The organism is Sphingomonas sp. 28-62-11, from assembly GCF_002278865.1.
Taxonomy (GTDB): domain Bacteria; phylum Pseudomonadota; class Alphaproteobacteria; order Sphingomonadales; family Sphingomonadaceae; genus Sphingomonas.
The window spans coordinates 1-20,159 of record NZ_NCGB01000045.1; the positions used below are offsets into that span (position 1 = coordinate 1).

The 20,159-nt window shown below is 61.6% G+C and carries 19 protein-coding genes; 11 read left to right on the top strand and 8 right to left on the bottom strand.

All coding sequences use genetic code 11. The features are described 5' to 3' along the window. Window positions 1-73: 73 nt before the first annotated feature. Together B7Y49_RS13120 and B7Y49_RS13125 are read right to left on the bottom strand one after the other, a co-directional pair. The gene (locus tag B7Y49_RS13120; protein WP_374128049.1) at window positions 74-391 is read right to left on the bottom strand and encodes a hypothetical protein; all 318 of its coding nucleotides are present in this window, start codon (window positions 389-391) and stop codon (window positions 74-76) included. Between the two features lie 511 nt (window positions 392-902). Beyond that, window positions 903-1,109, bottom strand: coding sequence for a hypothetical protein (locus B7Y49_RS13125; RefSeq protein ID WP_374128050.1), 207 nt, complete (start codon window positions 1,107-1,109; stop codon window positions 903-905). Between the two features lie 201 nt (window positions 1,110-1,310). Between B7Y49_RS13125 and B7Y49_RS13130 the strand changes: the two genes are divergently transcribed. From B7Y49_RS13130 to B7Y49_RS13140, 3 genes are all read left to right on the top strand, one after another. After that, entirely contained in the window at window positions 1,311-1,673 is a 363-nt protein-coding gene (locus B7Y49_RS13130) for a response regulator (RefSeq protein WP_374128051.1), read from the top strand. Window positions 1,674-1,848: 175 nt separating this feature from the next. Beyond that, a complete protein-coding gene (locus tag B7Y49_RS13135) occupies window positions 1,849-2,292 on the top strand; it encodes a PAS domain-containing protein (RefSeq protein ID WP_374128065.1) in 444 nt (147 codons plus the stop codon). Window positions 2,293-2,298: 6 nt separating this feature from the next. Continuing rightward, entirely contained in the window at window positions 2,299-4,125 is a 1,827-nt protein-coding gene (locus B7Y49_RS13140) for an ATP-binding protein (RefSeq protein WP_374128066.1), read from the top strand. A gap of 76 nt (window positions 4,126-4,201) precedes the next feature. On the opposite strand, the gene B7Y49_RS13145 is transcribed toward B7Y49_RS13140, so the two are convergent. Further along, window positions 4,202-6,850 (bottom strand): bifunctional diguanylate cyclase/phosphodiesterase, encoded by a 2,649-nt coding sequence (locus B7Y49_RS13145; RefSeq protein ID WP_374128052.1) that lies wholly within the window; start codon window positions 6,848-6,850, stop codon window positions 4,202-4,204. Window positions 6,851-6,993: 143 nt separating this feature from the next. Here B7Y49_RS13145 and B7Y49_RS13150 point away from each other — a divergent pair, with 143 nt between their 5' ends. Together B7Y49_RS13150 and B7Y49_RS13155 are read left to right on the top strand one after the other, a co-directional pair. Then, the gene (locus tag B7Y49_RS13150; RefSeq protein WP_374128053.1) at window positions 6,994-8,514 is read left to right on the top strand and encodes a fumarate hydratase; all 1,521 of its coding nucleotides are present in this window, start codon (window positions 6,994-6,996) and stop codon (window positions 8,512-8,514) included. Beyond that, a complete protein-coding gene (locus B7Y49_RS13155; protein WP_374128054.1) occupies window positions 8,511-8,906 on the top strand; it encodes a hypothetical protein in 396 nt (131 codons plus the stop codon). Before B7Y49_RS13150 ends, B7Y49_RS13155 begins: the two co-directional genes overlap by 4 nt. A 4-nt stretch (window positions 8,907-8,910) precedes the next feature. Here the strand turns inward: B7Y49_RS13155 and B7Y49_RS13160 are convergent, their stop codons facing one another. Next, window positions 8,911-10,071, bottom strand: coding sequence for a serine hydrolase domain-containing protein (locus B7Y49_RS13160; RefSeq protein ID WP_374128055.1), 1,161 nt, complete (start codon window positions 10,069-10,071; stop codon window positions 8,911-8,913). Between the two features lie 114 nt (window positions 10,072-10,185). Between B7Y49_RS13160 and B7Y49_RS13165 the strand changes: the two genes are divergently transcribed. Both B7Y49_RS13165 and B7Y49_RS13170 read left to right on the top strand, forming a co-directional pair. Further along, complete coding sequence (locus B7Y49_RS13165) at window positions 10,186-11,364, top strand: MBL fold metallo-hydrolase (protein ID WP_374128067.1); 1,179 nt, start codon at window positions 10,186-10,188, stop codon at window positions 11,362-11,364. Window positions 11,365-11,401: 37 nt separating this feature from the next. Next, window positions 11,402-11,887: a hypothetical protein gene (locus tag B7Y49_RS13170; protein ID WP_374128056.1), complete on the top strand. Its 486-nt coding sequence runs from the start codon at window positions 11,402-11,404 to the stop codon at window positions 11,885-11,887. 140 nt (window positions 11,888-12,027) lie between these two features. Here B7Y49_RS13170 and msrB read toward each other — a convergent pair whose 3' ends face one another. Further along, window positions 12,028-12,519 (bottom strand): peptide-methionine (R)-S-oxide reductase MsrB, encoded by a 492-nt coding sequence (gene msrB, locus B7Y49_RS13175; protein WP_374128057.1) that lies wholly within the window; start codon window positions 12,517-12,519, stop codon window positions 12,028-12,030. A 78-nt stretch (window positions 12,520-12,597) separates the two neighbouring features. Further along, window positions 12,598-12,996, bottom strand: coding sequence for a VOC family protein (locus B7Y49_RS13180; RefSeq protein ID WP_374128058.1), 399 nt, complete (start codon window positions 12,994-12,996; stop codon window positions 12,598-12,600). 147 nt (window positions 12,997-13,143) lie between these two features. Between B7Y49_RS13180 and uvrB the strand changes: the two genes are divergently transcribed. Continuing rightward, window positions 13,144-15,351 carry an excinuclease ABC subunit UvrB gene (uvrB, locus tag B7Y49_RS13185; protein ID WP_374128059.1) on the top strand — a complete coding sequence of 736 codons (2,208 nt, stop codon included), beginning with the start codon at window positions 13,144-13,146 and terminating at the stop codon, window positions 15,349-15,351. A 99-nt stretch (window positions 15,352-15,450) separates the two neighbouring features. After that, entirely contained in the window at window positions 15,451-16,227 is a 777-nt protein-coding gene (locus tag B7Y49_RS13190) for a class I SAM-dependent methyltransferase (RefSeq protein WP_374128060.1), read from the top strand. Window positions 16,228-16,241: 14 nt separating this feature from the next. On the opposite strand, the gene B7Y49_RS13195 is transcribed toward B7Y49_RS13190, so the two are convergent. Further along, window positions 16,242-17,510, bottom strand: a complete 1,269-nt coding sequence (locus B7Y49_RS13195; RefSeq protein WP_374128061.1) for an MFS transporter — start codon at window positions 17,508-17,510, stop codon at window positions 16,242-16,244. Between the two features lie 114 nt (window positions 17,511-17,624). Here B7Y49_RS13195 and B7Y49_RS13200 point away from each other — a divergent pair, with 114 nt between their 5' ends. Then, window positions 17,625-18,332 carry a hypothetical protein gene (locus B7Y49_RS13200; protein ID WP_374128062.1) on the top strand — a complete coding sequence of 236 codons (708 nt, stop codon included), beginning with the start codon at window positions 17,625-17,627 and terminating at the stop codon, window positions 18,330-18,332. After that, complete coding sequence (locus B7Y49_RS13205) at window positions 18,329-18,892, top strand: hypothetical protein (RefSeq protein WP_374128063.1); 564 nt, start codon at window positions 18,329-18,331, stop codon at window positions 18,890-18,892. Before B7Y49_RS13200 ends, B7Y49_RS13205 begins: the two co-directional genes overlap by 4 nt. Window positions 18,893-19,411: 519 nt before the next feature. On the opposite strand, the gene B7Y49_RS13210 is transcribed toward B7Y49_RS13205, so the two are convergent. After that, window positions 19,412-19,822 carry a type II toxin-antitoxin system PemK/MazF family toxin gene (locus tag B7Y49_RS13210; RefSeq protein WP_374128064.1) on the bottom strand — a complete coding sequence of 137 codons (411 nt, stop codon included), beginning with the start codon at window positions 19,820-19,822 and terminating at the stop codon, window positions 19,412-19,414. Between the last annotated feature and the right edge of the window lie 337 nt (window positions 19,823-20,159).

A 20,159-nucleotide genomic window follows, 5' to 3' on the forward strand; every position in this document is an offset into this window, starting at 1 on the left:
GTCATGATAATTTGGCGGTGACCCGGAGTCTAAGTCAGTAGATTTTGTTTTTTCGACCACTGGAGTCTTATCATCACTGCAAGTGTTGCAGGCCCTCATGCGATTCAAAATGGCCCGGGCGATGCCACCCGCCGGTTTTCCAGTCTATCATTTCGCTGCCACTGAGGTCGACGCTCCTATTTAATTCATCTAAATGATCCAAAAACCATCCGGTCGCCGCACCGGGATTGCCCACTATCCAGTCAAGAGTTCCGAGTGTTGTTTCCCAGTTTAAGAAATTTTGTCTAATTTCCCATTCTGTTTCTGAGTAAAATCCGGACTGATCAGAATAGCCGACGATTTGTTCATTAGGTTGATGTTTTCCATCTCCATTTGTGTCGTAAAACCACATTTGTGAGTCTGAAGTGGCGTGCGGAATACGACTTCCGCCAGCAACAAGATATTGCTCTTATAGAAACAAAGTGCGCATCAACCAACCTCCTCATCAATAGAAATGGGTTCTTATATACAACCAACAGATGATCGAACATGCCATCTGTCGAGTCGAATAATAATGCATATAAGTCTGGGGCCATCAATGGTGTTTTGGGCCACCAGTATGAATTTTTTGAGTAACAGGAAACCCCTGGGATCGATGTTGCAGGTTGCATAGGCCGCCGGAGACGAGCAACAACAAACCGATTCTCCAGCCCAAGATACCAAGGCCCCGTTCCCGTTTTAATGAAACGCCAGATAGAATTCGTCTTACGCTAAATACATGGAGCTTACAAATTGGATGCCAGCCGGTCAAAATCGAACTGCTCCTTTTGCTGTTCTACATCACGATCGGAGGCGATTCGAATAGCAGCGAAAGAGTAAGTCAACTTCCGGTGCGCCGGCTGATCATCCACCCGCCGCCCCTCTCAAGTCGCCACCCGCGCCAACCGCGATTCCAGCGCTGCATTCAGCCGCTCCTTATTAAACGGCTGATCAAACGCGATGCCCGCCTTGCCATCAGGGTTCGACATCACGTCGGCGTCGATCAGCTGGTTGTCGATGATCTCGATACCGATCCCCACCGGGAATTGCGCATGGCGGTGCCGCGCGGGCTTGCCCGGTTTTTTGGGCAACCTCGATCAACATGAGCGCTCAAAGGCCAAAAATCTCCCGCGAAAATCTTATCTCACAACGGGCATAACGTGCTTTCGAGATAAATTCCCCGACCTGGGAACTTTTTCGTTCAACATCAGTTTTGTGCCTGCCGTCACAAAGGGATTCCCGGGCGGGAGGGGATTTATCGCTATGTCGCACTCACGCCACCTGCCGCGCTGATGGCCGTCATTCTCGTCGTGGAAGACGATAGCTTCATCCTCGAAAATCTTGGATGGATGATACAGGATTTGGGGCACAATTCCCTGCTAACGAGCGACCTTGCCGGCGCGCTCCTCCATCTGGTTGCCCCGCATCATATCGATGTTCTGTTCGTCGATATCCGCCTGAATGCATTGGTGCTCGGCGGCTACGACGTTGCCAATCAGGCGATCATCCTTAGACCCGATCTGTCGGTGCTCTACACCTCAGGAAGCACGCATAGCGATGAGATGACGCAGCGCTTCGTCCCGGGCGGGCGCTTTCTGCAAAAGCCCTATTCTCCGGCGCAACTCGGATCATCGATCGGCGCGCTCATTCACTAGGATTTCTCCCCTTCTTCACGGCTTTGAAACTGCCAAGGCCAAACACCGGTTCAGGATTTTCATCATCGTTCCACCGACAGAAGCGGACGTACGGGGCAAAGTTTTCGATGCTCCCGGCAGTAAGGCACGGCAGACGGAGGAGTCGATCGTCAAAGCCGACGCACTCCAGAGCGCCATCTTCAACAGTGCCAATTTTTCCAGCATCGCCACCGATGCCAAAGGCGTGATTCAGATCTTCAATGTCGGGGCAGAGCGAATGCTCGGTTACGCGGCAGCCGAGGTGATCAACACGGTGACGCCGGCCGATATTTCCGATCCGCAGGAACTGATCGCACGGGCGCAGGCGCTGAGCGTCGAATTGGCAACTGACATTACGCCGGGTTTCGAGGCCTTGGTGTTCAAGGCTTCCCGCGGCATCGAAGACATTTATGAGCTGACCTATATCCGCAAGGACGGCACCCGCTTTCCGGCGGTTGTCTCCGTCACCGCCCTGCGCGACGTGCAGGAAATGATCATCGGCTATCTGCTGATCGGTACCGACAACACCGCGCGCAAGCTGATCGAGGAAGAGCAAAAGCAATCCGATCAGCGGTTGCGCGATCAGCAATTTTACACGTGATCCCTGATCGAATCGAACATCGACGCACTGATGACGACCGATCCGGCGGGCATCATCACCGACGTCAACAAGCAGATGGAGGCATTGACGGGCTGCACCCGCGATGAGCTGATCGGGGCGCCGTTCAAGGATTGCTTTACCGATCCCGGTCGAGCGGAGGCAGGGATCAAACGCGTCCTTAGCGAGAAATCGGTGACGGACTATGAACTCACCGCGCGCGCGCGGGACGGCAAACAGACCATGGTTTCGTATAATGCGACGACCTTTTACGATCGCAACCGCACCTTGCAGGGTGTTTTCGCCGCCGCGCGCGACGTTACCGAACGCAAGCGGTTCGAACGCGAGTTGCAGCAAGCCAAAGCGGCGGCTGAGAGCGCCAGCCGGACCAAGTCCGACTTCCTGGCCAGCATGAGCCATGAGATCCGAACGCCGATGAACGCAATCATGGGCATTGCCGATCTGCTGGCGAAGACCCCGCTCTCACCCGAGCAGGACAAATATGTTCAGATATTTAGGCGTTCCGGCGACAATCTGCTGAACCTCATCAACGACATTCTGGACCTTTCCAAGGTCGAGGCATCGCAACTCGATCTGGAGCGAACCGGCTTTTCGCTCAGCGATCATCTGGAGAAGGTGATCGAAATGGTGTTGCCCCGCGCCCATGAAAAAGGCCTCACCCTGGCGTATGAAATCGCGCCAGCGGTCAGCAACGATCTGGTCGGTGACCCGACCCGCCTGCGGCAAGTGCTGCTCAACCTGCTCGGCAACGCGATCAAATTCACCGAGACGGGCAAGGTTTCCTTGAAGGTGGAGCCCGATCAGGATCGTGCCGTGCCAACCGCGTTGCGCTTCACCGTTACGGATACAGGGATCGGGATTGCCGCCGATAAGCTCGCCAGGGTGTTCGAGCGTTTCACCCAGGCGGATTCTTCAACAACACGCCGGTTTGGTGGCTCCGGCCTTGGGTTGACGATCTCCAAACGGTTAGTGGAATTGATGGGTGGACGCATCTGGGTCACCAGCGAGGTCGAGCGGGGAAGCGCGTTTGGTTTCGCGGTTCCATTTGAAATTTGGGCTGCTGCCGATCGGCCCGTCAGCGCACCGATCGGCGCCGATGACGATTCGCCGCTCCATCCGCTGCGTATCCTGATGGCCGAGGATTCCCCCGATAACACCACGATCGCCTTGGCGTATCTCGAGGATACGCCTTATCAGGTCGATGTCGCCGAAACCGGGGCAATTGCCTGTGAGATGTTCAAGGCGGGCCATTATGATCTGGTGCTGATGGACCGGCAAATGCCGGTGATGGACGGATTGACCGCGACACGAACGCTTAGGGCTTGGGAAAAAACCAATGGTCGGCGGCCAACGCCAATTATTGCGTTAACAGCCTCTGCCTTGAAAGGGGATCGGGAGACGTGCCTCGCGGCAGGATGCACGGCTTATTTGACCAAGCCAATCAAGCAGGATGTGTTGCTTCAGGCGATCAGACATTATTCCGCGCCTGGATACGCAGTTTCACGAGACGAAGATCAGCCGGATGCAGCAGAATCACGGGCTGAGCGGCGATTGGCGGCACGAATTCCCGCCTATCTCGAAAACTGCCGGCAAAATGTCATCGCAATGCACGACGCCCTCGACCGATCCGATTTCGGCGCCGTGACGATCCTTGGCCATAACATGCGCGGATCAGGTGGCGGTTTCGGTTTCCCGGCAATCACTGATTTTGGCGCGGGTATCGAAATTGCTTCTCAAGGCGAAAATCGTCGCGAAGTCCGAACGCTTCTTGGAGGGTTGTCCAGCTATCTCGACAGCGACAGAATCGCTGTTTGACACCAACGCGGTAGATCGCGTGCTCAACTTATCGAATAGCGCTGGCCGATGTAATCCGTCCCAACAACCGCCCCGCTCAGGCCGCCAACCGTGCCAACCGCGATTCCAGCGCCGCATTAAGCACATCGGTATTGAACGGCTGATCGAACGCTATCCCCGCCTTGCCGTCGCGGTTCCACATCACGCGGGCGCTCAGCATCTGGCCTTCGATCACTTCGATTTCCAGCGGGGTGTTCTCCGCATTGCGGCCGAAATCGATGCCGTCGATCATTGCGCCGGTGGTGGAGATGTTGCGGATGCGCACTTCGCCCTCAACATCGCCGATCCGCAGGATCGCGGAGCGCATGACGGTGGTGCGCTGGCTGCGGCTGGTTTTGTAGCCGATGGCAGTTGCCATGCCGCCGCCATCGGTGAGCAGCTTGATCACATCCTCCGCCAACAGCGGGCGACCATAGACGAAGCCCTGGATATGACTGCAGCCCAGCTCGCGGATCAGTTCGATCTCGTCCTGCGTTTCCACGCCCTCGGCGGTGGTTTCCATCTGCATCGTCTTGGCAAGCGTGACGATCGCCTTGATGATCGCGGCGTTGCGATTGCCCGCCTGGGCCGCCCCGCGCACGAAGCTCTGGTCGATCTTGATCTTGTCGAACGGCGCGCTGCGCAAATAGCCGAGCGAAGAATAGCCGGTGCCGAAATCATCGAGCGCCAGCCGCACGCCGATCGCCTTCAACGCCTTGAACATCGCCTCCGACGATGCCGATTCGTCAAGGAACACGCCTTCGGTAATCTCCAGCTCGAGCCGCCCTGGCGCGATCCCGGCCTTGGCCAGCGCGCTGTTGACGATGCCGGGCAGCGCAGGGTTGGCGAACTGAATGGGGGAGACGTTCACGCCGACGCGCACATGGCGGGGCCATTTCGCGGCATCGAGGCAGGCCGTGCGGAGCACCCATTCGCCGATCGATTCGATCAGCCCGCAATCCTCCGCCACCGGAATGAAATCGGCGGGCGAAATGCCGCCACGGGTGGGGTGTTCCCAGCGCAAAAGCGCCTCATACCCCATGATCCGCGCGCTTTCGGTGCAGACGACCGGCTGATAGACGAGGTGGAACTGGTTCTTGACGAGCGCGTGGCGCAGATCATCCTCCAACTGCTTGCGGTTCTGCGCGCCGTGGAGCAGTTCTTCGCGATAGAAACGGTGGACGCCGCGGCCATCGGCCTTGGCGGCATAAAGCGCGAGATCGGCATTGCGGACGAGCGTTTCCGAATCGGCGCCGTCGCGCGGGGCAATCGCGACGCCGATCGAACAGCCGATCGAAATCGTGTTGCCGTCAATCGCATAGGGTTGCGACAATGCCGCGATCACTGACCGCGACATATCCGACAAGGTCTCGACGCTGTCCTCGTCGGGCAGCACGACCTGGAATTCATCACCGCCGAGCCGCCCGACCAGCCCGGCATCGCCAATCGTCCGCATCAGCCGCTGCGCGACCTGTTTCAGCAGCGCGTCGCCGATCTGGTGGCCGAGCGTGTCGTTGACGACCTTGAACCGATCGAGATCGAGCAGCAGCAACGATGTGGGCCGGTAATGCGTGCTCGGCTGGCTTAGCGTCTGATCGAGCGAGACGCGCATGCGCTGGCGGTTGGCCAGCCCGGTCAACCCATCGAACAGCGCAAGCTTGGTAATCTCGGCCTCCGACCGGCGCTTTTCGGTCAGATCATTGCCGCTGCCGATAAAGCCCTGGAACTTGCCCTGCGCATCGATCACTGGACGGCCTGACATGGACCACCAATTGTCGCTGGTGCCGAACGCTGCTGGCCGCACCGGATAATCCGAAAAGCCCGTCCTGGACGACAAATGGAAGCCCAGGGTCCGTTCGGTGCCCGGGCTGACATTGTCGATCTTGAAGATTGTGTTCAGCGGCTGGCCGATTGCGGGCTGATCCGGACCGGATACCGCAAGCGCGACCTTGGGCGATAGATAGGTGATTACGCCGTCGCGGTCGGTTTGCCAGAACCAGCCGGTCCCCTGGGTTTCATATTCATGGACCAGCCGGGCCGCGAGCATGCCCTCGGCCACGTCGCGGCTTTGGTGAATTGCGTGCGCGCTATCCATCAGCGCCAGGCGGCGGGTCGCCATGCCCAGGCATACCAGGCAACCACAGGCAATATAGGTGCCAACGCCGGGCCCCGCCAGGATCGCGATCATCACCACAATCCCCGCCGCATAGCTGAGCAACGCGGCCCGAACCGGGTGCAGCGCCATCGCCGTCACCCCGATCGCCCCGAGCACGGCGACAAAACAGCCCAGTTCCATGCGATTGATGCTGAGCGCGCCCGATTCCCACAACAGGCTGGTCAACAACGCGCCAAGCCCGGCCCCGTAGATCACGGCCAGGCGGACATGACGAAAGGGTTGCCAATGGCTGGTTGGCGGGCACTTCAGCAGGATCAGCGCCAGCAGGCCGAGCGCGATGACCGCGCTGCCCTCCAGCACGATCCGTTCGATCATATCGATGCGTTCGGCCAGAATCACCGATGTTGCAATTGTGGTAACGGCGGCCACCTGCAGGATGAAGGCAACCGTCCAGGCGAGGCTCAATTGGGCAATGGTCGATGCGAACGTGATCGATTCGCTCTCGGTGTGATCGCTGTTGAGTGCCAGCGCCTGCCAAAGCCCGCGTTGCGGCCCCTTTGGCGGGCGTTTGCTTGATCGGCCAATCGTCATGGCGCATTCGTAATGCGCAGAGCGTTTAACTTCGGTTATCAAGGGCGTGGACCGCAGAAGCATCTCAGCAATATTCGCGCGGCTTGGCCATGCGGGCCGGGCTCGATATGACGACGGCAATACCGATGTCACCGGGGGCGACCATGACCGTAATTATCCGCGAAGCCGATTTGATCGAAACCGTGGCCGATGCGCTGCAGTTCATCAGCTATTACCACCCGATGGACTATATCCGGGCGCTCGGTGCGGCATATGAGGCGGAGCAAGGCCCGGCCGCGAAGGACGCGATCGCCCAGATCCTCACCAATTCGCGGATGTGTGCCGAGGGGCACCGGCCGATCTGCCAGGATACCGGCATCGTCACCGTGTTCGTCAAATGGGGGCAGGCGTGTCGGCTCGAGTCCGACAAGTCGCTGCAGGAAGTGATCGATGAGGGCGTCCGCCGCGCCTATCTGCACCCCGACAACAAGCTGCGCGCCTCGATCCTCGCCGATCCCGCCTTCACCCGCCGCAACACGCGCGACAATACGCCAAGCGTGCTGCACGTCGAAATGGTGCCCGGCGCCAAGGTGTCGATCGACGTCGCGGCCAAAGGCGGCGGCAGCGAAAACAAGAGCAAGTTCAAGATGATGAACCCCAGCGATTCAATCGTCGACTGGGTGCTGGAGATGCTGCCGCAAATGGGCGCTGGCTGGTGTCCGCCCGGGATGCTCGGCATCGGCATCGGCGGGACAGCGGAAAAGGCGATGCTGCTCGCCAAGGAATCGCTGATGGGGCCAATCGATATGGCGCAGCTGAAGGCGCGCGGGGCCAGCAACGATATCGAGGCGCTGCGGATCGAGATTTACGACAAGGTCAACGCGCTCGGCATTGGCGCGCAGGGGCTGGGCGGGCTTTCGACGATTCTCGATGTGAAGATCGTTGATTGGCCGACGCATGCAGCATCGAAGCCCGTCGCGATGATCCCCAATTGCGCCGCCACCCGCCACGCGCATGTGACGCTCGACGGATCGGGGCCGGCCTATCTCGAGCCGCCCAAGCTGAGCGACTGGCCCGATGTGCACTGGACGCCCGACAAGGCCGCGATCCGCGTCGATCTCGATACGCTGACGCCCGCCGATGTGCAGGGCTGGAAGCAGGGTGACCGGCTGCTCCTGAACGGCAAGATGCTCACTGGTCGCGACGCCGCGCACAAGCGGATCAAGGACATGCTCGACAAGGGCGAGAAGCTGCCGGTCGAGTTTGCGGGCCGCGTGATTTATTATGTCGGCCCGGTCGATCCGGTCGGCGATGAGATTGTCGGACCGGCGGGCCCCACCACCGCGACGCGGATGGACAAGTTCACGCGGATGATGCTCGACCAGGGCCTGCTCGCGATGGTCGGCAAGGCGGAACGCGGCGCGGACGCAACCAAGGCGATCGCCGAGGCGAAGAGCGCCTATCTGATGGCGGTTGGTGGGGCGGCCTATCTCGTCGCGCGCGCAATCAAGGGATCGCAGGTGGTCGGCTTTGCCGATCTGGGGATGGAGGCGATCTACGAATTCGAGGTGGAGGATTTCCCCGTGACAGTCGCGGTCGATAGCGAGGGGAACAACGTCCACCAACTTGCGCCGCTGGTGTGGAAGGAGCGGATCGCGAAGGAAAAGCTGCTCGAAGGGGCATGATCGGCGCCGGGGCGCGTTATTTCGCGATTGTCTTCAGCATCGCCTTTGTCTTCGGCACGGTGCGGACGGTCTGGCTTGCGCCCGCGATCGGCGCGACAGCGGCGGTGCTGGTGGAGTTGCCATTGATCTTGGCCGTCAGCTTTGGGGCCGCGCGCCACATCATTGCGCGTCGGGTGATCGCGACCCAAGGCGCGGCATTAGGGGCAGGTGCCGTGGCGTTTGCGCTGCTGATGATCAGCGAAGCCGGGCTTGCGGTCCTCTTGTTCGGCCAGTCGATCGGCGGGTGGTTTGCATCGCTTTGGCAGGTGCCGGGGGTGATCGGCCTGGCGGGACAAATGGTGTTCGCGCTGATGCCGTGGTTGGTGGTCTGCGGGATCCGGCTGCGCCGGTAATCCTTCAGCGCTCGCCCGCAACCATTATTTCTTCCACCGCATTGAAGGCCGATCGTGGCCCGATGGGCGCGTCGTCGGCCACTGCGGTGGTGAAGAACGCCACCCCGCGCCGCGTGGCCGGATCGATCCACAGACCCGATCGCAGGCCGTATGCTTCGCCCGCATGGCCGATCCGCATGCGCCCGTCGCCGAACAGATCGTCGCGGCAGGCGGGCGGGTTGCCTGGCAATGCGAGGATCATCACGCCTAGCCCATAGCCGCAGAAAATCCCGCCCTCGATATCGCCATTGCGGCCGTCATAGCGCCATTGCGGGGTCGCCATTACCGCGATGCTTTGCGGGGACAGGAAGCCGCGTGTCTCGCCTGACAGGACCATGCCGAGCCGCGCGAGATCAGTCATGCCGATCCGCATGCTGCCTTGCGGGCCGAAGAGTGCGCCGTTGCGGGCGAGGGTGTAGCGCGACAGATCGCAACTGCCGTCCTTTGCCGCGCCGCCGGGGCAGGCGGGGCGCTGGCCGTGGAGATCGTCGACGGCGACTACCCCCGTTGATCGATAGAGAACGACCGCGCGGCGAACGGCCCGGTCGCTGCAAGTCGTCCAGTTGAAGCACGCGTCGATCTTGAGCGGGGTAAACACCAGTCGCGCCATCAATCTGTCGAACCGCTCGACGGTCGCGCCCTCCATCACCGCGGCGACGATGCCGAAATTGAGGTTGGCATAGCTGAAATAACTGCCCGGGGCGTGGGTGGCATCCCACGGCCCCGTCTTTGTCAGGTGCGCGGGCAAATCATCGTCGAGCGCGAGCACATAGCCTGCCCCGTCGCGGACGCCTGCGGTGTGCGACAGCAACTGTCGCAGCGTCACCGGCGTATCGGCAAAGTCGGGGTTGCGGAGCGTCCAGCCGAGATAGGCGGATACATCACGGTCGAGATCGAGCTTTCGCGCCTCGACGAGCCGCATTACCCCCAAAGCCACCGCGAGTTTGGATATCGACGCGATCCGCACCGGATCGTCCGCCCGCACCCGCCGCCGTTTGGCGCGGTCGGCGAGGCCGTGCGCGCGGGCGGCGACAATCCGGTCGCCGTCGAACGCCACCCGGGCGCGGGCGACCTGAGGCGGGAAGGCAACGGCGCTTGCCGATAGCAGCAGGGCGAGAAACATCATCGCGCGATGCTAGGCATCGTAACGGTCGATCGGCAAGATGCCGGGGCTGTCGCGCGTTACGGTATTTTGGGTAGCGCGGGTTGCGACCGCGCGGTGGCTATGACAGGGGGCGGCATGATCGTTCGCGTGCTTCGCTTGGCCGGAAAACTCCTCTTCTTTGCCGTGATCGGGCTGTGCCTTGCGCTCAACATCGTCCCGCATTTTCTTGATGCGATTTATTATCGTGGGCCGGTGAGCGCGCATTTTGATGGTGCGCGGTTCCGCAATCCTGATCGCGACGACGAACTGCGCGCAGCCCCCCAAGCGTCCCGCTCAAGCGTCATCTGGCGCACGCTCACCGGGGGCGGTGGCGCGATGAGCCCAGCCTGGCCTGATCACGTCACGGTGACCCCGCATGCTCTTCCGGCGCGAGTGGCGGGGCAGGAGATGATCGTTACCTGGGTCGGCCACGCGACGGTGCTGGTGCAGACCCAAGGCCTCAACATCCTGACCGATCCGATCTGGTCGCACCGGGCAGGGCCGCTTGGGTTCGGGCCGGGCCGGGTGGCGGCACCGGGGATTGCGTTCGACAAGTTGCCGAAGATCGATCTGATCCTCGTCAGCCATAATCATTTTGATCACATGGATCTCGCCACGTTGAAAAAACTGTCGGACCGGGATCGGCCCCTGATCGTCTCGTCGCTTGGAAATGACGGGGTGATCGAGCAAGCGGGGGTGCCGGCGCGCACGCTTGACTGGGGCGGGCGGCTGACGGTGCGGCCGGGTGTGGAGGTGATCGTCACGCGCAACCACCATTGGAGCACGCGCTGGATCAGCGACCGCAACCGGGCCTTATGGTCAAGCTTTGTCGTGCGCCTGCCCGGGGGCAATGTGTTTTTTGCCGGCGATACCGGCGCCGGTGATCTACGTTGGGCGGATGAAGCGGCAAGCTATGGCCCGGTTCGGCTCGCACTGATCCCGATCGGTGCGTTCCGCTTTTTCGAAGGCCAGATGTCGAGCGCCAGCCATATCGGCCCCGTTGATGCGGTGGAGGTGGTGCGGCGGCTGGGCGCGTCACGATCGATCGGCATTCATTGGGGCACGTTTCGCCTGAGCAGCGAGGGCTATTTCACGCCGCCTCGATTGCTCGCCGCCGCCATGGCCTGCACCGGCCAGCGTGGCCGGTTCGATACCGTGCGGATGGGCGAACCGACGCGAATTGCGTCCTACGCGTCCCCGGCTGGGACGCCAGCGATGCCCCGGGCGGCGTTGTTGCGCTGTCTTGATACACCGCAAGTGCGCGTAATGCGGTAGGATATGATCGGCAGACGAGTCGCGGGGTGTGCGACGCGTGAGTGTAAGCGAGGGTGTTGTGCAGGTAGCGGAATCGGCTTTTGACAGCAGACGGCATGAAACCACGCTCGATCGTGCCGGGCTGGCGATTGCGACCGGGGGCATCATCGGCGGGGCGTTTGCATCAGGGCTGGCTGCGATGGGGGCAACAGCGGGGCCCCTTGGCTTGGCGTCCGCCTTTTTCCTTGGATCGTTGCTCTGCGCGCTGGCGATCACGGCGGTGGCCACGCCGGTCTGGATTTTCATGCACCTATCGGGCCGCCGCCGTGCTGGTCATGCGGCGATGGTCGGTGCCGCGACGGGATTCATCGTGTTCGTTTTTGCCCAGACCTATGGTTTTGGGTTGTTCGATGCCCCGCCCAGCGACATTCAGACGCTGTTGTTCCGCTGGGCGAGTGCCGCCGCCACCAGCGTGTTGCTGGCGGCAGTGGCGGCAGTGATTGGCATCATCATGTGGTTCGTTGCGTATCGATCGGTAGAGTAGAATAGCTTTCATTTTTGAAGGCATTGTTCTCCCGCGAACGCGGCAGCCCAGGGCCTCGAAGGCTGCAATCAATTACTCTTGGGGCCCCGTGTTCGCAGGGGAATGGCAAAGCTTCACTCTACCTGAAACCTAGAAAGCGCTCACGCCTTGCCGGGTATGAACTTGAGCGCGGTGCCGTTCATGCAGTAACGCTTGCCCGTCGGCGCGGGGCCGTCATCAAACACATGGCCCAGATGCCCACCGCAGCGGCGGCATTCGACTTCGACGCGTTCGAAGCCAAGCAGCGTATCGGTTTCGGTATGGATTGCCTTGGGCAGGTGCTGAAAGAAGCTCGGCCACCCGGTCCCGCTGTCATACTTCGCCTTTGACGAAAACACCGGCAGCGCACAGCCGGCACAGGCGAAGATGCCCGTGCGGTGCTCATCCAGATAAGGGCTCTTGCCGGGCGTGTCGGTTGCTTCCTGGCGAAGCGTGCGGAACTGAGCGGGGGTCAGCCGCTTCTTCCATTCGGCCTCGCTCAAATTGATCTCATACCGGCGCTTCACCGCCGCCGCAGCGCCTGAGGCGGCAGCGGCGGCAGTGGCGATGGCAATCGTCGATGCAGTCAAAAAGGTGCGGCGGTTCAGGTTCATGTCGGTGCTCCGATGGGTCGTGCCGAGTTACGCATTACCCTGTGGCGCGGATGCATGGCCAGCCCCGCCGACCCCGATTCAGGCAGGCCCCATCCGGAACGCGCACAGCTTGTTGCCGTCGAGATCGCGGAAATAGGCGCCGTAGAACGCCTGCGGGCCTTCATCGCCACGTAGTCCCGGCGGGCCTTCGCACGTGCCACCGAGTTCGAGCGCCTTGGCATGCAGCGCATCGACCTTGGCGCGGGTATCCACCGTCAGCGCGATCATGTTGCCGTTGCCAACCGTCGCGGCGTTCTTGTCATAGGGCAAGGTAACGGCAACGCCGGGCTTGTCCCAGCTTGTGCCCCACATCGTGAAACCGCCGAGTTCATCGCCAAATTCCATGATCCGCCCCGCCCCGATGCTGCCCAGCAGCCCATCGTAAAAGCCCCGCGCCGCATTGATGTTGTTTGTGCCCAAAGTTGCATAGCCAATCATGCCAATTCTCCCTCTTGGCGGGGCGGCACGAGTCGCGCGCGCCCACTTGTTCTTTTTATGTTCTGCAGCGTTGCCGGTCAATCTGGAATAGCGCCACGATGCCCAGATCGATTGCACGCAGCGCGCGCGTGCCCCATATGTTCCGTCATGGCCATCCAGATTCGCACCAGCCTCGACGAGCCCGAAACCGGCATCAGCTTCGTGCCGCACCGGCCCGAACGCCCGCCCAAGCTGGAAGGCGGGCGACCCTTCGTTCTGTCATCCGATTATCAGCCTGCGGGCGACCAACCGACCGCGATCAAGGAGCTCACCGAGGCGGCGCTGGCTGGCGAACGCGATCAGGTGCTGCTGGGCGTGACGGGCAGCGGCAAGACCTTCACCATGGCGAAGGTGATCGAAACACTGCAGCGCCCGGCGCTGATCCTGGCGCCCAACAAGATCCTGGCGGCGCAGTTATACGGTGAATTCAAAAGCTTCTTTCCCGACAACGCGGTCGAATATTTCGTCAGTTACTATGATTATTACCAGCCCGAAGCCTATGTCGCGCGGTCCGACACCTATATCGAGAAGGAATCCTCGGTAAACGAGGCGATCGACCGGATGCGCCATTCGGCGACGCGCGCGTTGCTGGAGCGGGATGACGTGATCATCGTGGCGTCCGTAAGCTGCCTTTACGGTATCGGCTCGGTCGAAACCTATTCGGCGATGATCTTTGACCTGAAAAAGGGCCAGGTGGTCGATCAGCGCGAGATCGTGCGCAAGCTGGTGGCGCTCCAGTATAAGCGCAACGACGCGGGGTTCTCGCGCGGCAATTTCCGCGTGAAGGGCGACACGCTGGAGATTTTCCCGTCGCATTATGAGGACACCGCCTGGCGCGTCTCGTTCTTCGGTGACGATATCGAGGAGATTGTCGAGTTCGATCCGCTGACCGGCAAGAAGGTGGCGAGCCTCGATTATGTCCGCGTCTTCGCGAACAGCCATTACGTCACGCCAGGCCCGACGCTGAAACAGGCGATGGAGGCGATCAAGTTCGAGCTGTCGGAGCGGCTGAAGGAGCTGGTGGGTGAGGGCAAATTGCTCGAAGCGCAGCGGCTGGAGCAGCGCACCAATTTCGATCTCGAGATGATCGCGGCGACGGGCAGTTGCGCGGGGATCGAGAATTATTCGCGCTTCCTGACCGGGCGCATGCCGGGCGAGCCGCCGCCGACATTGTTCGAATATCTACCCGAAAACGCGCTGCTGTTCGTCGATGAAAGCCATGTCACGATCGGCCAGATCAACGGCATGTCGCGCGGTGACCATCGTCGCAAGCTGACGCTTGCCGAATATGGCTTTCGCCTGCCGAGCGCGATCGACAACCGCCCGTTGCGCTTCAACGAATGGGAGGCAATGCGGCCGCAAACGACCTATGTTTCGGCGACGCCCGGCAGTTGGGAAATGGAGCAGACAGGCGGCGTGTTCGCCGAACAGGTGATCCGCCCGACCGGCCTCATCGATCCTCCAATCGAGATCAAGCCGGTGGAAGATCAGGTGCAGGACCTGATCAACGAGGCCCGCAAAACCGCCGAGATGGGATACCGCACGCTGGTGACGACGCTGACCAAGCGTATGGCGGAGGATCTGACCGAGTTCATGCACGAGGCGGGGCTGAAAGTCCGCTACATGCATTCGGACGTGGAGACGCTTGAGCGTATCGAGCTGATCCGCGACTTGCGGCTGGGGGTGTATGACGTGCTGGTCGGCATCAACCTGCTGCGCGAAGGGCTCGATATCCCGGAATGCGGGCTGGTCGGGATCTTGGACGCCGACAAGGAAGGGTTCCTGCGCAGCGAAACATCGCTGATCCAGACGATCGGCCGCGCCGCGCGCAACGTCGACGGGCGGGTGATTTTGTATGCGGACCGCATCACGGGCTCGATGGAACGCGCGATGAACGAGACCGGGCGCAGGCGGGAGAAGCAGCTGGCGTATAACGAGGCGCACGGCATCACCCCGACGACGATCCGCCGCAACATCGGCGACATCATCCAGGACGTGGCGAGCCGCGATCAGGTGACGGTCGAGATCGATGAGGACCGCCCCCACATGGTTGGCCACAATCTGCGCGCGTATATCGAAGAGCTCGAAAAGAAGATGCGCGCCGCGGCGGCGGACCTCGAGTTCGAGGAAGCAGGGCGGTTGCGCGACGAAATCCGGTCACTGGAGGCGGAAGAGCTGGGACTGCCGGTCGATGAGCGGAAAGCACCGGTGATGGGGCGCTCGAACGAGGGGAAACCCGGCACGCGCAAGACGCGGTATGGCAAAAGCCAGAAGATGCGCGCCGGGATGGCGGGGAGTAGTAGGCGGGCGCGGTAATTGTGTTTTCTTACAGGCCCCACACCGCCTGACGGGATTGCGCGGTTCAGTTCACCAGTGTATTGCATAATCAATACACAAGCAGTCCGGAGAGTCGCCATGAAGCGTGCAATTGCCCTCTCGTTGAGCCTCGCCGTGACGGCACTCGCATTACCGGTCGGTGTCAGCGCGCGATCCAATCCATCGGCGACCTCGGCCGCCGTCACCGCGCCCGGCCGCCCGGCCGAGCAAATCAAGCTCGACGCGTCACGCAAGCCTGCCGAAGTCCTCGCCTTCGCAGGGCTGAAGCGCGGCATGAAGGTGGCCGATATCATGGCGGGCGCTGGCTATTATACCGAGATCATGGCGCGGGCGGTGGGGCCGAAGGGGCGGGTGACCGCGTTCGAGCCGGTGCAGTTCATGCCGACCGATGACAAGGGCAAGGCGATCTGGTCATCACTGATCGCGCGCAACCCGAACGTCACCCAGACCGCCTATCCGTTCGACGCGTTCACCGCGCCTGCGAACAGCTTCGATTTCACCATGCTGCATCTCTCGTATCACGACCTGTATTGGGAAAGCGCACAGTTCAAGGTGCCGCGCACTGATCCGGCGGCCTTTGTCGCGATGTTGTTCAAGGCGACCAAGCCCGGCGGCATCGTCACGGTGATTGATCATGTCGGTGCCAGCGGCGATACCCGCGCGGTGGTGGACAAGCTCCACCGGATCGACCCCGCCGTGGTGAAGGCAGATTTCCTCAAAGCGGGCTTTGTGCTCGACGGCGAAAGCGATCTGCTGAAGGTAGCCGCCGATGATCACACCAAGCTGGTGTTCGACCCCGCTGTGCGCGGCAACACCGATCGGTTTGCGTTCCGGTTCAGGAAACCGAAGCGTTAAGCAGCGCAACGCCGTTAATCGTCCGCGATCAGGCTCGTCTTCTTCGTATCAGGCAGCAGCAGAAAGCCGATCGTCGCCATGCCGATCACCGCGGTAACATACCAGTAAAAGCCTGCCTCCAGGTGCAGATCCTTGAATTTCAGCGCGACATATTCGGCCGTCCCGCCAAAAATCGTGTTGCCCAGCGCATAGGGCAGCGCCACGCCCAAGGTGCGCAGATGCGCAGGGAATAGCTCGGCTTTGATGAGCCCGCTGATCGATGTGTAGGCGCTCAGCAGCATCAGCGGCACCAGAATGATCGAAAACGCCGTCACCGCATCGGTGGTTGCGGCCAAGGTGCTGAACACCGGCACCGATACCGCGATCCCGCCGAACCCGAATAGCAGCAACATCGGTTTGCGCCCGAACCGGTCTGAGAGGTGCCCGAAGAATGGCTGGCTGAGCATGAACACCACCAGCGCCATCGTCATGATCTCGGTAGCGGCCTGGCGCGGGAAGCCGCTCGTGTTGACCAGGAATTTCTGCATGTATGTGGTGTAAGCGTAGAAGGCGCAGCTGCCGCCGCCGCTGATCGCCGCGACGATCAGGAACTCGCGCGGGTGCGCCCGCCACAGGCTGAGCGCGGTCGATTTGGGGCGATCCTTGTCGAGATTTTCGAACGCCGCCGTCTCGGCCAGCTGTCGCCGCAGCATGTAGACGAGCAATGCCAGCGCCGCACCCAGCGCAAAGGCGATCCGCCAGCCCCAGCTTTCCATCGCCGGCTCATCGAGCAGCGCGACGAGGATCAGCGTGACGCCCGATGCGAGCAACTGCCCGCCGATCAGCGTGAAATACTGGAAGCTCGCCCAGAAACCGCGCCGTTGCCGCGTCGCCATTTCGGAGAGATAGGTGGCACTCGCGCCATATTCGCCGCCGACGGACAGCCCCTGCAGCATCCGCGCGACGATCAGGATCGTCGGCGCGATGATGCCCGCCTGCGCATAGGTCGGCGCGACCGCGATCATCAGCGATCCACCACACATTAGCCCCACCGATACGGCGAGTCCCGCCTTGCGGCCATGTTTGTCGGCATAGCTGCCCATGATCCACGCGCCGATCGGTCGCATCAGGAACCCGACCGCAAAGATCGCCGCCGCGCTCAGCAACTGCGCGGTCTGGTCGCTTTTCGGGAAGAAACTCGGTGCGAAATAGATCGTCAGCACCGAATAGGCGTACCAATCATACCATTCGACGAGGTTACCTGCCGATCCGCCGATAATCGCCTTGATGCGTTTGCCGTTCATCATTCCTCCGCCGTGCCCTAACTTGCCCAAGCATGGGACGAAGGGAAGCGCTTTATCGGTGACGACGCGTGATGCGTGGTTGAGCGCGCGCGCCGCATCGCCCATAGGGAAGCCATGTCGTTCACCCGCGCACCTTTTCTGTTGCTGATTGCCGGTGCCGCCATGGCGAGCGCTCAGGTGCCGACCTATACGCCCGCGCCGCCGCGCACGACTGGCCCGGCGCCGTTTTCACCAAGGCCGACACCGACACCGACGCCAATGCAAACGGCCGCACCCGGTCCGGCCCCTTTTTCGCCAAGAACGCCCCCGCTGGCGCGATCGCCATATGCGCCGGCGTACACTCCACCCAGCGCACCGGCCCTTACGCCCGCACCCGCACCCGCCTTCACGCCAGCCCCCCCGCCAAGCGCGCCGCCCGCCTATCGCGGTGACTGGCGCGATTGGCCCCTGACGCCGGGCAACTGGGTGTACCGGCAGGATGCGCGCGGTAGCATCGCGCTGTTCGGCGTGCCGGGTGCGGATGCCGAGTTCACGATCCGGTGTGATCGGATCGCCGGGCAAATCTATATCTCACGCAAAGGCGCCGCCCCCGGCAACGCGCCCGCCACCTTCCGCACGTCGAGTTCCTTACGCACGCTGGCGATGCAGCCGACCGGCGCGACGCCTGCCTATATGGCGCTGACGCTGTTCCCGCGCGATCCGCTACTCGACGCGATCGGCTATAGCCGGGGGCGGTTCGTGGTCGAACAGGCGACCCTGCCGACCCTGGTGATCCCTGCCTGGGCGGAAACGCTGCGGGTGAGCGAAGATTGCCGTCCGTGAAATCGGTTCGGCTGGCGGTGCTGGTCGCACTCGCCGGTTGCTCGCCTGACGCGCCCCCCGCGCCGGAAGCGGGCACCAACCAGATGGAAGCCGTGACGATCCTCGGCCCCGATGCGCAGGTCGCGGCGGGCAGCCTGCCCACGCCCGAGCTTGACGGCGTGGCGACGACGCCGGGCCGCTGGCGGCGCGACAAGGGACCAACGGGCGATGCGGTGATCTTTGCCGATCGCGGCGGGCGCACCTTGTTCGGCATGCGCTGCGCCCGGGCAAAGCAACGCTGGCTGTTCGTGCGCGCGGGTGATGCTGGCGCGGCGGGCAGCATGAAGATCGTCACCGCATCGGGTGCGGCGAGCTACCCCGTGTTGCCGCGGGCCTTTGCCCCTGGCGTCATGGCGGCCGCCCCCATCGATGATACGTTTATCGCCACATCGCTCGCGCAGGCGAACGGGCGGATCGGGGTGATGCTGGGCAGTGGCGCGGTGCTCGCGATGCCCGCCGATGCGGTGATTGGCGATGTGGTGAAGGACTGCATGGCGAACCGCCGAGCACAGTCCTCTTGAATCGCCCAAAACAAAAATAATTACAAGACTTGTAGTTGCCGAACGCATGATTCAAACAGGAGTCGTGCCCAGGCAGGGCACGGTGTTTCAACTAGCGAAAGGAGGTGATCCGATGTCTCATGGTTCAGCAAAGGGGTCGGTTCAGTTCGTTCGGGGGACGCGGCGCTGATCCACCGGGCCTGACGGGGGGAATTCTCCCCCAGTCAACGTACAGGCCCACAGGATTGGCGGCTCGCATGGTCTCCCGGGCTGGAGCTTCCGGCCGCTGACCATGTCAGGAGGTTGCCGGGGTGGTGCAATTGGCACCCCCCGGCAGCCTCTTTTCATTTGTGGGGGATTGACCCGCAAGATGGCCCATAGTTCGGCGGACCAGGTGGCGCATTTTAAGGCCCAGAAAAACCAAAGGCAGCCCTTGCGGGCTGCCTTGGCATTTAGTTCCCTTACGGGAAACGGACACTCACGAAGAGGCCGCCTGTTCCACCCATATAGGGCCAATTGTCCTACGATGCAATTAAGATTCTAGGGGGCGGGAGGCGCGGACGGCTTGGGGAGCCATTCAAGCACCAAGCGTAGCATAGCGTCAAACTCAGGCTCAGGCAGGCGTGCTATGCCGCCCTTGTCGGGCAGCAGTCTGCTAACCGCAACTGTGCCCATCTTGTCGCAGATCGCCCACGCCGCGCGCCCGTCGATCGTCGTTTGCAGCGGGAATGCCCATCGGTTGCCCGCTTGCGCTTGCGTCGAGCAGGGAATGATAGTGACCGCTCCATAGAGCGTGTTTCGGTAAGAAAGGATGATGATGGGGCGGCGCTTCCAAAATTCAGGTAACTGCGCATCATGCGGAAAATCGCACCAGAAAAGCTGGCGGATTTTGGGTGCGGCAATCAGGCGCGGCGCGACCTTTAGTGGGGCTGATTGATCATGGGCAGGCATAGGTAATTCGATCAGCAACAGAGGGCGCGCGCGGCACGCCGCGCTTCATTCTTCGTTCTTCACCACGCGCATCTTAGGCGCACTACGGCTGCCTCGTTTCATTTGTGGGAGGTAAGCTTTGAAACGAAATGACTCGTCTACTTTTCATGCTCACCGGTGCCAAATCGGCCCCCTACTGAGTCGTCTGACCGTCCTGACGGACAGCTGGTGGTGAAGCACTGACGCTGCCGAGCCAAAAAATTCCGTCATAATCGGCATTTAATTCGAATCCTGGCAAGTAAGTCAGCGAAAGGAACGGCCTGCGTTGGATGTCGGCTCTGCCGCTTAACGAATAACT